At 70.4% G+C, this 13633-nt stretch carries 14 protein-coding genes; 4 read left to right on the forward strand and 10 right to left on the reverse strand.

Features of this window, described 5'->3' with window-relative positions:
- Positions 1–5: 5 nt before the first annotated feature.
- The 4 genes from IEY81_RS03650 to IEY81_RS03665 are packed head-to-tail and all read right to left on the reverse strand — an operon-like array spanning position 6 to position 3987.
- Positions 6–944, reverse strand: a complete 939-nt coding sequence (locus IEY81_RS03650; RefSeq protein ID WP_189117090.1) for a 2-hydroxyacid dehydrogenase — start codon at positions 942–944, stop codon at positions 6–8.
- A gap of 30 nt (positions 945–974) precedes the next feature.
- Entirely contained in the window at positions 975–1928 is a 954-nt protein-coding gene (locus IEY81_RS03655) for a sugar kinase (protein WP_189117091.1), read from the reverse strand.
- Positions 1925–2668 (reverse strand): fumarylacetoacetate hydrolase family protein, encoded by a 744-nt coding sequence (locus tag IEY81_RS03660; RefSeq protein ID WP_189117092.1) that lies wholly within the window; start codon positions 2666–2668, stop codon positions 1925–1927. The genes IEY81_RS03655 and IEY81_RS03660 overlap by 4 nt, the downstream gene beginning before the upstream one ends.
- Positions 2665–3987 carry an MFS transporter gene (locus IEY81_RS03665; protein ID WP_189117093.1) on the reverse strand — a complete coding sequence of 441 codons (1323 nt, stop codon included), beginning with the start codon at positions 3985–3987 and terminating at the stop codon, positions 2665–2667. The genes IEY81_RS03660 and IEY81_RS03665 overlap by 4 nt, the downstream gene beginning before the upstream one ends.
- Positions 3988–4121: 134 nt before the next feature.
- On the opposite strand from IEY81_RS03665, the gene IEY81_RS03670 reads away from it, so the two are divergent.
- The 3 genes from IEY81_RS03670 to IEY81_RS03680 all read left to right on the forward strand — a co-directional run bounded on the left by IEY81_RS03670 (position 4122) and on the right by IEY81_RS03680 (position 6739).
- Complete coding sequence (locus IEY81_RS03670) at positions 4122–4922, forward strand: IclR family transcriptional regulator (RefSeq protein ID WP_189117094.1); 801 nt, start codon at positions 4122–4124, stop codon at positions 4920–4922.
- Between the two features lie 135 nt (positions 4923–5057).
- On the forward strand, positions 5058–6611 hold the full coding sequence (locus IEY81_RS03675; protein WP_189117095.1) for a sodium-dependent transporter: 1554 nt from the start codon (positions 5058–5060) through the stop codon (positions 6609–6611).
- Positions 6608–6739 carry a methionine/alanine import family NSS transporter small subunit gene (locus tag IEY81_RS03680; RefSeq protein ID WP_189117096.1) on the forward strand — a complete coding sequence of 44 codons (132 nt, stop codon included), beginning with the start codon at positions 6608–6610 and terminating at the stop codon, positions 6737–6739. Before IEY81_RS03675 ends, IEY81_RS03680 begins: the two co-directional genes overlap by 4 nt.
- A gap of 81 nt (positions 6740–6820) precedes the next feature.
- Here the strand turns inward: IEY81_RS03680 and IEY81_RS03685 are convergent, their stop codons facing one another.
- From IEY81_RS03685 to IEY81_RS03695, 3 genes are all read right to left on the reverse strand, one after another.
- Complete coding sequence (locus IEY81_RS03685) at positions 6821–7192, reverse strand: DoxX family protein (protein WP_189117097.1); 372 nt, start codon at positions 7190–7192, stop codon at positions 6821–6823.
- A 71-nt stretch (positions 7193–7263) separates the two neighbouring features.
- Positions 7264–8004, reverse strand: a complete 741-nt coding sequence (locus tag IEY81_RS03690; RefSeq protein ID WP_189117098.1) for an SDR family oxidoreductase — start codon at positions 8002–8004, stop codon at positions 7264–7266.
- Positions 8001–9674: a (2,3-dihydroxybenzoyl)adenylate synthase gene (locus IEY81_RS03695; protein ID WP_189117099.1), complete on the reverse strand. Its 1674-nt coding sequence runs from the start codon at positions 9672–9674 to the stop codon at positions 8001–8003. Before IEY81_RS03695 ends, IEY81_RS03690 begins: the two co-directional genes overlap by 4 nt.
- A 154-nt stretch (positions 9675–9828) precedes the next feature.
- Between IEY81_RS03695 and IEY81_RS03700 the strand changes: the two genes are divergently transcribed.
- Positions 9829–11373, forward strand: coding sequence for an FAD-dependent monooxygenase (locus IEY81_RS03700; protein ID WP_189117100.1), 1545 nt, complete (start codon positions 9829–9831; stop codon positions 11371–11373).
- Positions 11374–11507: 134 nt separating this feature from the next.
- On the opposite strand, the gene IEY81_RS03705 is transcribed toward IEY81_RS03700, so the two are convergent.
- The 3 genes from IEY81_RS03705 to IEY81_RS03715 are packed head-to-tail and all read right to left on the reverse strand — an operon-like array spanning position 11508 to position 13623.
- On the reverse strand, positions 11508–12749 hold the full coding sequence (locus tag IEY81_RS03705) for an alpha/beta hydrolase (protein WP_189117101.1): 1242 nt from the start codon (positions 12747–12749) through the stop codon (positions 11508–11510).
- A complete protein-coding gene (locus IEY81_RS03710) occupies positions 12746–12994 on the reverse strand; it encodes a hypothetical protein (protein ID WP_189117102.1) in 249 nt (82 codons plus the stop codon). Before IEY81_RS03710 ends, IEY81_RS03705 begins: the two co-directional genes overlap by 4 nt.
- Entirely contained in the window at positions 12991–13623 is a 633-nt protein-coding gene (locus IEY81_RS03715) for a VOC family protein (protein ID WP_189117103.1), read from the reverse strand. The genes IEY81_RS03710 and IEY81_RS03715 overlap by 4 nt, the downstream gene beginning before the upstream one ends.
- Positions 13624–13633: the final 10 nt, after the last annotated feature.

Here is a 13633-nt window from a genome sequence, read left to right on the forward strand (position 1 = left end):
CGAGTCTAGGAGGATGGCGCGGCCTCCTGAGGCAGTTCGGGGCCGGAGACGACGTTGAGCAGCGGACGCCCGTCGGCGAAGCGTCGGAGCTGCTCGGCCACCAGCCGCTCTGCCCGCGGGTAGAAGGTGGCTGCGCCGCCGCCGACGTGCGGGGTCACGATGGCGCCGGAGGTCCACAGCGGGTGATCTGAGGGCAGCGGCTCGGGGTCGACGACATCGAGAGCCGCCCGGAGCCGGCCGGTGGTGAGCTCGGCGAGGAGCGCCTCGGTGTCGAGGGTGCGGCCACGGCCGATGTTCACCACGAGCGCGTCGTCGGGCAGGAGAGCGAGCGTCTCCGCGCCGACGAGGCCGATGGTGCCGGGCGTCTCGGGGAGCGTGAGCACCACGATGTCGGCGGTGGGCAGCAGGCTCGGCAGCTCGTCGACGCCGTGCACCGCACGCCCGGGATCGGCCTTGGACGCGACACGCACCACCTCGGCCTCGCAGGCGAGCAGGCGCTGCTCGAGGGCGGCGCCGATCGAGCCGTAGCCGACGAGCACGACCCGCGAGTCGGCCAGCGACCTGGTGTGCTCCGGCGCCCAGCGGCCGGCGTCCTGGTCGCGCACCCAGCGCGGCAGCTCCCGCTGAGCGGCGAGGATCAGGCCGAGCCCGTGCTCGGCCGCGCTGGCGTCGTGGAGGCCGCGCCCGTTGCACAGCGTGACGTTTGGGCCGATCAGCGGGAGCACCTTCTCCACCCCCGCGCTCAGGCTCTGCACGGCGCGCAGCGCCGGCATCCGGGGGAGCAGGTCGCGGCCGACGCTCCGGCCGTACGGCAGCACGTAGAGCTCGACGTCGGAGACGTCCTCGGGCGGGGCGCCGGTGCCGTCGTACACCTCCACCTGCAGGCCGTCGGGCCAGCCGCCCATCTGCTCCTCCAGCTGGGCCCAGGGCACGAGCACGCGCATCCGGTCACTTCCTCTCGTCGTCGTCATGGGTCAGGCTGGCACAGCGGTCGTGGTCAGGAACCGGGCCAGTCGTTCCCGGTCCGGCAGGCCGTCCTTGTCGCCGGCCGAGGTCGTCGCCAGGGCACCGACCGCAGCGGCCCGCTCCAGCGCCGGCCCGATGGCCAGGCCGTCGAGGTGGGCGCTGATCAGGCCTGCGGCGAAGCCGTCACCGGCGCCGACGGTGTCCACCACGTCGACGTCGAAGGCGCGCTGCTGCACGCTGCCCTCCGGCCCGAAGGCGACCGCACCCTCACCGCCGTTCTTGACCACCACCCGGGTGGCGCCCGCGGCGAGGTAGTGCTCGGCGATGCGCTCGGGGTCGGCGTGGCCGGTCAGCACCTGTCCCTCGCCCACGCCGGGGAGCACCCAGTCGGCGAGGGCGGCGACCTCGTTCACCACGACGACCATCTCCTGCGGGCTCGGCCACAGCGCCGGACGCAGGTTCGGGTCGAAGGAGATGCTCGCTCCGCCCGCACGCGCGGCGGCGATCGCCTGGAACGCGAAGTCGCGGGCCGTCTCCGAGATCGCCAGCGGGATCCCGGTCAGGTGGAGATGACGGGCCCCCAAGACGTACGCCGCGGCCGGCGGGCTCCACGACAGCCGGCTGCCCGCGGAGCCGCTGCGGAAGTAGACCACCTCCGGGTCGCCACCGTCCGCCCGCGACTTCAGCTGGAAACCGGTCGGCGCGACGGGGTCGGTCTCGACCAGGGACAGGTCGACGCCACAGCCGCCGAGCTCCTCCCGGACGAACAGCCCGAACGGGTCGTCGCCGAGCCGGCCGACCCAGCCGGAACGGTGACCGAGCCGCGCCAGCCCGGTCGCCACGTTGGTCTCCGCGCCGGCGGTGGCCCGGACGAAGCTCGCGGCCCGATGCAGCGGGCCGCTCTCCTGGGCGACGAACATCGCCATCGCCTCACCGAAGGTGACGGCGTCGACGCCGCTCATGCCGCACCGCGCTGCGTACGTCGCCCATGCATGCCCTCGACCACCGGGTTGACCAGCTCCCCGATGCCCGCGACGCTCGCCCGGACCTGCTGTCCGGGTCGGATCGGCAGGCTGGCGCCCGGAGCGCCGGTGAGGATCACGTCGCCCGGTCCGAGCGGGAGGAAGCCGCTGACCCACGCCACCACCTCGGCGATGCTGCGGGCCAGCCCGTCGGTGCTCGCCGACGGAGCGGCTGTGTCGTCGACCTCGAGCCCGACCGTCACGGACACCGTGTCGAGGTCGGTCTCGATCCAGGGGCCCAACGGGGTGAACCCGCGCTGCCCCTTGGCCTGCGTCCACAGCGAGTCGGCGACCTGCAGGTCGCGGCCGGTGACGTCGTTGGCGACCGTGTAGCCCAACACGTCACCCGAGGCGCCGAGCACGACGGCGAGCTCGGCCTCCGCGTGGACCAGGCCGAGATCGGCCGATACCGGCACTGGCTCGCCCGGCCCGATCACCGACCGTGCGGGCTTGAGGAAGGCCTGCGGCGGCAGCAGCCGGTCGCCCGGCCCGGTGTTGTGCGCCATCCCGACGACGGTGCGGGGCTCGACCGGGGCCAGCAGCCGGGCATCGTCCGCGGCGACCCACCGGTCGAGACGCCGGATCTCGCTCGCGAAGAGGTCCTCGATCAGCCGGTAGCCGTCGGCCTCCACCACCGCATGGTCGGTCCCGCCAGGATGCTCGATCCGGGCGATCCTCATCGGCCGGTCTCCGCAGCCGTCTCGACAGGAGCCTCGACAGGCGCCGTGGCCGCAGGCGCCCTGACCAGCAGCATGATCGCCGCGGCCGCCGCCAGACAGCCCGCCATCAGCAGGAACGACGCGTCGGTGCTCCCGGTGGACCCGTTGAGCCAGCCGACGAGGTAGCTGCCGGCGAAGCCGCCCAGAGCGCCGAAGGAGTTGATCAGCGCGATCGCCGCACCGGCCACGTTGTTGGGCAGGAACTCCGGGATCTGCGCGAAGTAGGGGCCGTACGGCGCGTACATCGCGCCACCCGCCACGGTCAGCAGGATGAAGGCGAGCCAGAACTGGTCAGGGCCGAGCAGGTAGGAGCCGTAGAACGCCACCGCGCCCAGCAGCAGCCACGGCCAGACGTACCGGCCACGGGTGCCGGCGCGGTCCGACGACCGGCTGTTGAGGATCATCAGCACGACCGCGAGGACGTACGGGATGGCGGAGATGAGGCCGGACATGCCGATGCCCTCGCCCGAGGCGGCCTTCACGATCGACGGCAGCCAGAAGACGAAGCCGTAGACGCCGACGCTCCACAGGAAGTACTGCAGGGAGAGCAGGACGACGTTGCGCGAGCGGAAGGCCTCGCCGTAGCCCTTGACCGGAGTCAGCCCGCGCTGCTCCTTCTCGAGCTCGGCGACGACGGCGTCGCGCTCGGGCGTGTTGAGCCACTTCGCCTGCTCGGGACGGTCGCTGACCATCGCCCGGAAGACGAACGCCCAGGCGACCGCCGGCAGCCCCTCGATGATGAACATCCAGCGCCAGTCGGTGGCCTCGATGAGGAAGCCGGAGACGACCGTCAGCCACAAGACGGTGACCGGGTTGCCGAGGATCAGGAAGGTGTTGGCGCGGCCGCGCTCACGGCTGGTGAACCAGTGGCTGAGGAAGATCACCATCGCCGGCAGCACCGCCGCCTCGACGACGCCGATCAGGAAGCGTACGGCGATCAGCGCGGTCGCCGAGCTGAGCAGACCCTGCACCGAGGCGAGCACGCCCCAGGCCAGGAGGCTCCAGAAGATCAGCGACCGTACGCTGCGGCGCTCGGCGTAGATCGCGCCCGGGATCTGGAACACGAAGTAGCCGAGGAAGAACGCCGCACCGATGAGGGCGGAGACCGCCGGCGTGATCTGGAGCTCCTCGGACATGCCACCGGCGATGCCGATCGAGAAGTTGGAGCGGTCGAGGTACGCGAGGCTGTAGGTGATGAAGACGATCGGCAGCAGGCGCGCCCAGCGCTGCGTACCCATCGTCGGCGCACCGGAGTCGGCGCGAGGGTCGGACGTGGTCATCGGGTTCCTTTCGCTCCACTCCCGCGTGGCGGAAGTCGCTTTCACCATGCGAGTGTGTCTGTCGCCACATCGGCCCGTCAACGAATTCCTCCCGTCTTTCAGATGTCGCTTCCACGATATGGAAGAATGACGTCATGAACGACGCGACCGATGCCGACGCCAAGCGCGACATGGTGGGCAAGGCCCTGCTCCTCCTCGATCACCTCAGCGCCTACCCCTCCGGCGTACCGCTCTCCACTCTCAGCCGCGAGACCGGCTTCCCGCTGAGCACCTGCCACCGGCTGGCGGCAGCACTGATCCGCGACGGCTTCGCGACCTTCGACGAGGACAGCAAGCGCTACTCCCTCGGGCTCAAGGTCTTCTCCCTCGCCCAGTACGTCGCCCACCGCCGCGGCTTCGCCGGCTCGGCGCTGCCGGCGCTCGAGGAGCTCACCGGGCAGACCCGCGAGACCTCGCTGATGTCCGTCCGCTCCGGCCACCACCAGCTCTACGTCCACCACGTCCAAGGGCCCCAGCAGGTCAGCGTGATCGGCACCCCCGGCGCCCTCGGCCCGCTGCACTGCACCTCGATGGGCAAGGTGCTGGTGGCCTTCGCCCCCGATGCCGAGCGGAAGAGCCTCGTCGACGACCTCGACCTCGTCGCGGCCACACCCCGCACCATCTCCGACCGCGACGCGTTCGCGGAGATGATCGACCAGGTGCGCGAGGAGGGGTACGCCGTCGCCGACGAGGAGCACGAGATCGGCATCCGCGCGCTCGGCGTCCCCGTCCTCGACCCGGACGGCCGCGCCGTCGCCGCCGTCTCGGTCGCCGCCCCGTCCTACCGGATGGAGATGGCCCGGATGCTCGACCTGCTCCCGCACCTGAAAGCCGCCGCCGAGCGGCTGGCGATCGTCCTGCCGGTCTCCGCCTCCCCCTCGGCCGTGCGGCGCTGAACGGCGCCTGGCACGATGACGCGCGCCGAAAACGCTCTCGCGGCCAATCTCGCGAACCCCGCGACAACCGCACGCAGCAGGACCATTATCGTTCTGTGATCGGCATCACAGGAAAATATCAACAAGGAGGCGGATATGGGCACGACACCAGAGGGCGTGCATGAAGAGGCGGCGGCCAAACGCGGAGCATTCTCTTCGCGACAGGTCTTCATCCTCGCGGCGATCGGATCCGCGGTGGGCCTGGGCAACATCTGGCGCTTCCCGTACGTCGCCTACGACAACGGCGGCGGCGCCTTCGTCATCCCCTACATCGTCGCTCTGCTGACCGCAGGCATCCCGTTCCTCTTCCTCGACTACGCGATGGGCCACCGGTTCCGCGGCTCCGCGCCGCTGTCGTTCGCGCGGCTCCGTCGCGGCACCGAGGGCCTCGGCTGGTGGCAGGTCGGCATCTGCTTCATGATCGCCATCTACTACGCGGCGGTCATGGCGTGGGCGGTGCGCTACACGATCTTCAGCGTCAACAAGGCCTGGGGCGACGACCCGGAGGGCTTCTTCTTCGGTGAGTTCCTGCAGGCCGGCGACCCGGGTGTCGACGCGACGCCGGTGTGGGGTGTGCTCATCCCGCTGCTGCTGGTGTGGGTCGCGATCCTCGCCGTGATGCTGCTCGGCGTCCAGAAGGGCGTCGGCGCGAGCTCGGTCATCTTCATCCCGCTGCTCGTGGTCGCCTTCGTGATCCTCGTGGTGCGCTCGCTCTTCCTGCCGGGGGCCGCCGAGGGCCTCGACGCGCTCTTCACGCCCAACTGGGGTGCGCTGACCGACGCGACCGTCTGGGCTGCGGCGTACGGCCAGATCTTCTTCTCGCTGTCCATCGGCTTCGGCATCATGATCACGTACTCCTCCTACGTGCACAAGCACACCGACATGCCGGGCTCCGGCCTGGTCGTCGGCTTCGCCAACTCCAGCTTCGAGCTGCTCGCCGGCATCGGTGTCTTCGCCGCGCTCGGCTTCATGGCGCAGGCCAACGGCGTCGCCGTCGGTGACGTCGCGACCTCCGGCATCGGGCTGGCGTTCGTCGCCTTCCCCGCGATCATCAGCGAAGCGCCCGCGGGTGCTCTGATCGGCGTGCTCTTCTTCTTCTCGCTGGTCATCGCCGGATTCACCTCGATGGTGTCCATCGTCGAGGTCGTGATCTCCGGCGTGCGCGACAAGTTCGAGATGACGCGCACCGGCGCCACGATCGCGGTCACCATCCCGATGGCCGTGCTCAGCCTGATCTTCTTCTCGACCACGAGCGGCATCTACGTGCTCGACATCATCGACCACTTCATCAACCAGTTCGGCATCCTGCTGGTCGCGGTGATCTCGATGCTGATCCTGAGCTGGGGGCTGCGTGTGCTGCCGACCTTCAGCGCCCACCTCTCCGACGGCAGCTCCATCGTCGTCGGCGCCTGGTGGCGCATCCTGGTCAGCATCGTCGCCCCGATCGGCCTGGTGCTCGTCCTCGGGCTCTCTTTCTGGGAGGACCTGAAGACCCCCTACGAGGGTTACCCGGGCTGGATGCTCGGCGTCTTCGGCTGGGGCGGCGCCGCTGCTGTCATCGTCTTCGGATTCCTGGCCGCGCAGGCCAAGTGGCGTGACCCCGAGGCCCTGTCCGAGATCCACTTCAACGAGAAGGGAGCGAAGTCATGAGTGGTTCCGCCATCGTCATGATGCTCGTCGCGATGCTCATCATCTGGGGAGGCCTGGCGCTGGCCGTCGTCAACCTGCGGCGCAGCCCCGACATCCCCCACACGGACGAGGTCTCGCACGAGATCTGAGTCCTTCACCGGACGCAGCCCAGAGCCTGGCCCGGAACGTGGCGACTGCCGCGTTCCGGGCCAGGCCCGTTCTCGTCTCCGTCAGAACGGCTCGACCGCGAAGCGTCCCCAGGCGACGAAGAGCATCGCCGCCAGGAACACCAGGTCGCCGAGGAGCTCCTTGTACTCGTCACGCCGCACTCGCTCCGTGCCCGCACCGGCCATGTAGAGCGCCATCCCCGAGGCCGCGACCGGCACCAGGACCGGCGCCACGCTCACCAGCCCCGGCAGGACGAGGCCGAGGCCACCGACGAGCTCGACGGCACCCATGAACTTCAGCTTGCCGGGCGTGAAGTCGAGGGGCCAGTGCGTCTTCGCGGCGTACGTGTCGAAGGGCATCGTCAACTTGAAGACGGCGCCGACGACATAGCCGAGCGCGAACAGTCCGGCGACTATCCAGAGCGCGATGTTCATGATCTCTCCCAGGTGCGAGTGAGGTTCGTTCGTTCACCCCCTCCGACGGAGCACCTGCTCGATCTGTGACATCAGCCGAAGCTGCGCCAGTCCACCAGCTCGTGCATGCCGGCGCCCGCGGTCACGAGCGGCAGCGCGGGGACGAAACAGCGCGGCGACCGGCCGAGCAGGAACAGTACGGCTGCGGCCACGTCCTCGGCCGGGATCATCCGGTCTCGTACGTCGTCGGGTGCCCAGCCGGTGCCGGGGGTGTCGACGAGGCCCGGCGCCAGCGCGGTGACGTGGATGCCCTCGCTGCTGAGCTCGGCGTGGAGCGAGCGCGAGAACGCCACCAGCGCTGCTTTGGTGGCCGAGTAGACCGAGGCGTACGGGGGTGTCTCGGTTGCCGTCATCGAGCTGACGTTGACGATCCAGCTCGCGCCGTCGCGCAGGGCGGCCACCCGCAGCGGCGGCAGGCTCTCCTGCACGAGACGGACCGCGCTGCGGAGGTTCAGGTTGAGCTCCACGTCGAGCTCCTTGGCCGACTTCAGCTGGATGGGACCGATGAGACCGGCGCCCGCGTTGTTGACGAGCAGGTCCAGCCGGCCGTGGTGCCGGAGATGATCGGCAACCACGTCCTCGGCCACGTCCTCGGCCAGGTTCGCGGCGACGACGTGGACCCGCTCGGTCCCCAGCCGGTCGGCAGCGGCCTGCAGCTTGTCGCGGTCGCGGCCGACGATGGTCACCGACCACCCTTCGTCGACCAGCATCGTGGCGATCGCCAGACCGATGCCGGCCGAGCCACCGGTCACGAGCGCAGCACGGGTGCTCATGCGAGCGCGCGCCGCTCGTCCTCGACACGGGTGGCGATCTGCGCGTGCAGCCGCTTCTTGTCGATCTTGCCCACCGCGGTCTTCGGCATCTCGTCGATCCACTCCAGCCGCTCCGGCCACTTGAACTTGGCCACGCCGAGGCCTTCGAGGTGTCGCTGGACGTCGGGCAGGGAGAGCGGGTCTCCACGGCCGACCAGATAGGCGCACGAGCGCTCCCCGAGCCGTTCGTCGGGCATGGCCACGACGGCGGCGTTGATGATGTCGGGGTGACGGAGCAGCAGCACCTCGACCTCCTCGGCGTTGATCTTCTCCCCGCCTCGGTTGATGACGTCCTTGAGGCGCCCCTCCACCGACAGGAAGCGGTCCGCACCGAAGGTCTGCACCGAGACCAGGTCGCCGGTGCGGTAGAGACCGGTCGAGGTGAATGCACCCCGGTTGTGGTCCGCGGCGTCGAAGTAGCCGCGCAGGGTGTAGGGGCCGGCGCAGCACAGCTCGCCCACCTCTCCGTCGGCGACCGGCTCCTCCGTCCCCGGCGTCAGAACCTCGAAGGCATCGGCTGGTGAGAGCCCGGCACCGACCGTGGTCAGCCGAGCCTCGCGCGGCGCGTCGAGCGGGGTGACCGCGAAGAAGCCCTCACCCATCCCGAACAGCTGTCCGCTCCAGACGCCGAGCTCCTCGAGACGCTCGAAGAGCGGGAGCGGCACCTTCGCGCCCGAGAGCACGACCGTACGGAGCGACGCCGCGAGCTGGTCGAACTCCGGGAGCCGGACGGCGTTGTAGTGGCCGTGACCGAGGAGCACGTCAGTGACCCTCGACGCGGCAAGCAGCGGGAGCGCCTCGGAGAGATCCGGGGTGGCGAGGATCAGCGACCCGCCGACGCTGTGGGGCCCGTGCAGGCCGCAGACGATGCCGGCATTGTGGATGAGCGGGATCAGATGACCGTTGCGGGTGGTCTCGTCCCATCCCCAGGCCTCGGCATAGGCACGGGCGTTGTACCAGTACTCGGCGTGCAGGCGGGGGATCACCTTGGGGACGCCGGTGGTCCCTCCGGAGAGCTGGAAGACGGCGACGTCGTCCGGGTCGATCTCCGCCTGGATCGCATCGACGATCTCGCGGGCGTCGTCCGGGTGGAGGTGCTGGCCGAGGTCCTCGATCCGCGTGCCCGTGCTCTCAGGGCTCGCCCCGATGGTGAGGAGGTGGCGCAGCCGAGGGTGCTCGGCTCGCTGCTCCTCTGCGAAGGCGACGAGGTCGAAGCCGCGGGTGCCGGACTCGACCAGGTGCGCGACTGCGCCGGTGCGCTCCGCGATCGTGCCGATCTCGTGGGCACGGTGCACCGCCAGCGTGCAGACCGGGATGAGCCCGGCCTTGAGGACGCCGTACCACGCGACGACCGTCAGGAGCCGGTTGGTGACCTGGAACAGCACACGGTCTCCCGGCTCGAGGCCGAGCTCGACCATGCCGGCTGCGACCTGGTCGGACCACTCGTCGAGCTCGGCATAGGTGAGGCGACCGTCCGAGGTGACCACCGCGTTGCGCGCTGCGTGCTTCTCGGCGACCGCGCGGAACTCGGCGGCAATGGGGAGCGTCCCCCACAGCCCTTCCGTCCGGTACGCCGCCGCGACGTCCTGCGGGAACGGGACGACGCGTCCCGACCACTCGATTCTGCCCATCCTCTTGCCCCTCGGCATCTCGCCGCGACGGCCCTGTGACCGTCGACACCAGTCTGCACCGTAAGCCGGATTCGACGGATGCGTCAACTTCTTGACGTAGATGTTGAACGCGTCTACCGTGGAGACACTGTCGTCGGCCGGAAAGGCATCAACCGTGGAACTGCGTTCCGTCGCCGTCCTGGGCGGAGGACCAGGCGGCCTCTACGTCGCTCGCCTCCTCAAGCTCCGCCATCCCCACTGCGTCGTGGACCTCTACGAACAGAGCCCGCCAGGCCAGACCTTCGGTTTCGGCGTGGGCCTGGCGACCCGTACGCAGCGCAACCTCGGCGCCGCGGACCCGGCGAGCCTCGCCGAGATCGTCGAGCGGTCCTTTCGGCACGAGATGGCGATGGAGGTGCGTGGGCAGCGTGCGCAGGTCCCGATGGACAACCTGATCGCCATCGGCCGCTCCACCCTTCTGGACGTGCTGCGCCGCCACGCGGAGGACGCGGGCGTGCGTCTGCACTACGGCCGACGCGCGGCCAGGGACGCGCTCGACGCCGAGCTGGTGATCGCCGCGGACGGCGTCAGCAGCGCGACCCGTGAGTCGGCCGCGGACGCGTTCGGCGCCTCGGTCACCACCCATGACTCCCTCTATCTGTGGTGCGGCACCGACTTCGCGCTCCCGAGCGCCGTCTTCCTCCCGGTCGAGACCGAGCACGGCACCTTCGTGGCCCACGCCTACCCCTACGCACCGGACCGGAGCACGTTCCTCATCGAGACCGACGAGGAGACCTGGCGCCGAGCCGGCTTCGACCAGACCACGGCGCAGACGCCGTTCGACCAGACCGACGAGGAGTCGCTGGCCTACCTCGGCACCGCGTTCCGTGCCGAGCTGCAGGGACACCCGCTCATCGGCAACCGCACCCGCTGGCTCCGGTTCCGCACCATCCGGTGCGAGCGGTGGCACCACGGCAACGTCGTGCTGCTGGGCGATGCGGCCCACACCGCGCACTACTCGATCGGCTCCGGAACGAAGCTGGCGATGGAGGACGGCATCGCCCTCGCCGACGCGGTCGCGGCCGCGCCGGACCTGCCGACAGCTCTCGCTCGTTACGAGACCGACCGCCGGCCCGCCGTCGAACACCTCCAGGAGACCGCGCGCCGCAGCATGCGCTGGTGGGACACGTTCCCCGGCCGGCTGGACCTCCCCGTCGACCAGCTGCTCCTCGCATACATGACCCGCGCCGGGAAGGTGAGCGTCGATCGCTTCGCGGCTCTCGCCGAGGACGTCGTACGCCGTGGGCTGAGCCAGTACGCCGGCTGCGACGCCGCGGACGTGCCCACCGAGGATCGCGACGCCTGGATCCTGTCGCGGCCGCTGGTCCGGGACGACCGGGCCTGGCCGGCGAGGACCGTCTCGGTCGAGGAGCTGGGCCGGCATCACGAGGTCGCCGTCGACGTGGACGACCCCTGGGGCCCGGAGGGGGACGCACTGCTGAAGCAGCTGGTCACCGCCCTCGACGACGCCACCCACAGCGTCCTCCTGAGCGCTGAGGACGACCTCGGGTCGACGCTCACGATGCTCGACCTCGGCGAGCGGCTGCGCCGCGAGAGCGGCGCGGTCGTGGCGGCCCGGGTGAGCGAACGATGGAGTGAGCACGCGGCCGCCGCGCTGGCCAGTGGCCGGGTCGACCTGGTGGTCCTCACGGCATCCTGAGCTCCCCGCGGAAGAGGGCCCGGCCTCCGATGAGGAGGCCGGGCCCTCTTCCGTCCCGCGATGACAGTCGGAACAGATGGAAACCGCCGGGGCACGGGGATCGCCCGTGGCCCGGCGGTGCTCGGGGGTGGTTCTCAGAACCGCTGGCGGAGCCAGTCCTCGATGCGAGCCGCCGCCAGCGAGGTGCCGGTCGGGGCTCCGGATCGGATCGGCCCACCGAAATGGGTGCCTTGCACCGCGTCGACGGTCAGGTCGTCGGCGGCCAGAGCATCGCTCATCGCCGCGATGTCGGTGGGGAAGGACGCCTGGTCCCCGGTGAACTCCAGGAGGAGGGTGGGGACCGTGACGCCGGGGGCGCAGCGTACGAAGTCGGCGTTGGTGGTGTTCGCCGACCAGGTGGAGAGCCAGGCCTCGGCCGTGCTCAGCCGGCCGAAGCCGACGAGTCCGTAGTTCGTCAGGTCGGGACGCCGCCCGAAGAGGGACCCGTAGGGCCGTTCGTTGGCGTCGAGGGTGAGGTCGACGTTGCGCAGATCGGCATCGGTGCGGTGCACCGTGATCAGTCGCGGGGCCAGTGCTCGCCGGCGCGCGGACGGGTCGCCGCTGTCATGGAACTCCTGGTTCGCGGCGCGCGACTGCTCGACGTGACGGCGTGCGACCGCGTCGATCCGGCTCACCCGGCGCCGCTGCGCCTCCCGGTAGCGACCGACGAACTCGGCGGCGTACCAGGTCGGCTCCGGCGCCGGCCGGAAGCCGTTGCGCGGGTCGAACGGGTCGAGCTCCGGATCGACGGACATCGGGTCGTCCTCGTCCACGACCGAGGGGTCGATCACCCGTTGGAGCAGGGCTCCCTGGCCCGGATGAGGGGCCAGGAAGACGACACCGTCCGGCAGCGGCATGTCGGCGCTGCGCAGCGCGACCGGACGCCCCGAGGGAGCCGCGTCGAGCCGCTTCTCCGGGTCGAGACCGGCCTGTTGACAGTAGAACGCGGCCAGGGTGCCACCGCCCGAGTGACCCAGCGACACCACGCCGAACCCTCGAGACCTCAGGAACGCGTGCCCGGCGGCGAAGTCGAGGATCGCCTGCTCATGGATGAGATTGAGGTCGTTGTTGGGGGAGCGCGACCCCTGTGTCCACACGGCGTACCCGGACCCGAGGAGGTGCGGCACGAGCGGGTGGTGGGTCACGTCCTGGCGTGGGTGCATGATCGTCACGACGGTCTGCGCCCCTGCCGGCGTACGCAGCACACCGGTCACCTTCGCCTCGTCGGCGGTGACGAGCTCGTGGACCGAGGTCTCCACCCCGTCCGGCGCCTCGATCGCGTCGTCGTAGCGTCCCGCGCCGAGCCGGACCGCCGAGTCCTGGGCCGGACTCGTCATCGTCGCTCCAGCCGGAGCGCGTCCTTGTCCCACTGGACGATGCGGCAGCCGTCGAGGCCGCCGATGCAGCTGTACCAGACGGCGTGCCGCGCCCCGGTCGCACGCCGGTCGATGACGACCGGCTCCTCGGACGCGATCACGAAGTACGGGCCGATCCGGTCGACCTCGACGCCCGGCACCTCCTCGGCCACCGCCGCGATCGAGGTGTTCTCGGGGACGTCGAGCATGAAGAGGCGGTGCGTCATCGACCCACCTGCCCTTCCTGCCAGGCCTCCGCCCGCTCGACGATCAGCTCGGCCTTGCGGACGAGGAGGTCGTCCATGCCGGCGCCGGGGCGCTGCACGATGTCGACGAGAGCGTCGATGGTGAGGTTCGCGTCCAGGTCCTCCTGCGGGGTGACCGGGCGCAGCGCTCGGGTGATCTCGACCATGTAGCCGTTGGGGTCGTGGGTGTAGATCGACTCGATCGTCTCGTGCTGGATCTGCATCTCGACGGGCCACTGGCTCGCGTCGAGCCGGCGTCGGTACTCCAGCAGGTGGTCCTCGCTGTCGACGTGGATCGCCAGGTGGCGGGAGCGTACGAACCATTCGGGCGTCTCGTCGCCGAACTGCGCGTAGACGTCGCCCTTCGACACCTCCGGAGCCGGCAGCCCGAAGTAGTAGAAGAAGGCGACCCGGTCGTCGTTGCCGATGTCGAAGAAGAAGTGGATGAAGTCCGGGTGGTCGTCCGGTCCCCAGCCCGCGGCACAGATCGAGTGCACGACCGGGAAGCCCAGCGTGTCCCGGTAGAAGCGCACCGTGCCGCTCGGGTCGAAGGTGGGGAAGGCGGCGTGGTCGACGCCACGGACCAGGTGCTGGTCGGAGAGCGAGCTCATCGGTTTCCTT

Origin of the sequence: Nocardioides luteus (genome assembly GCF_014648595.1) — a bacterium.
Lineage (GTDB): Bacteria > Actinomycetota > Actinomycetes > Propionibacteriales > Nocardioidaceae > Nocardioides > Nocardioides luteus.

Coding starts and splice junctions, on each gene's coding strand:
- IEY81_RS03675 (WP_189117095.1), top strand. CDS start 5,058: ATGGGCACGACACCAGAGGGCGTGCATGAAGAGGCGGCGGCCAAACGC.
- IEY81_RS03690 (WP_189117098.1), bottom strand. CDS start 8,004: ATGAGCACCCGTGCTGCGCTCGTGACCGGTGGCTCGGCCGGCATCGGT.
- IEY81_RS03650 (WP_189117090.1), bottom strand. CDS start 944: ATGCGCGTGCTCGTGCCCTGGGCCCAGCTGGAGGAGCAGATGGGCGGC.
- IEY81_RS03695 (WP_189117099.1), bottom strand. CDS start 9,674: ATGGGCAGAATCGAGTGGTCGGGACGCGTCGTCCCGTTCCCGCAGGAC.
- IEY81_RS03705 (WP_189117101.1), bottom strand. CDS start 12,749: ATGACGAGTCCGGCCCAGGACTCGGCGGTCCGGCTCGGCGCGGGACGC.
- IEY81_RS03660 (WP_189117092.1), bottom strand. CDS start 2,668: ATGAGGATCGCCCGGATCGAGCATCCTGGCGGGACCGACCATGCGGTG.
- IEY81_RS03685 (WP_189117097.1), bottom strand. CDS start 7,192: ATGAACATCGCGCTCTGGATAGTCGCCGGACTGTTCGCGCTCGGCTAT.
- IEY81_RS03715 (WP_189117103.1), bottom strand. CDS start 13,623: ATGAGCTCGCTCTCCGACCAGCACCTGGTCCGTGGCGTCGACCACGCC.
- IEY81_RS03665 (WP_189117093.1), bottom strand. CDS start 3,987: ATGACCACGTCCGACCCTCGCGCCGACTCCGGTGCGCCGACGATGGGT.
- IEY81_RS03710 (WP_189117102.1), bottom strand. CDS start 12,994: ATGACGCACCGCCTCTTCATGCTCGACGTCCCCGAGAACACCTCGATC.
- IEY81_RS03670 (WP_189117094.1), top strand. CDS start 4,122: ATGAACGACGCGACCGATGCCGACGCCAAGCGCGACATGGTGGGCAAG.
- IEY81_RS03655 (WP_189117091.1), bottom strand. CDS start 1,928: ATGAGCGGCGTCGACGCCGTCACCTTCGGTGAGGCGATGGCGATGTTC.
- IEY81_RS03680 (WP_189117096.1), top strand. CDS start 6,608: ATGAGTGGTTCCGCCATCGTCATGATGCTCGTCGCGATGCTCATCATC.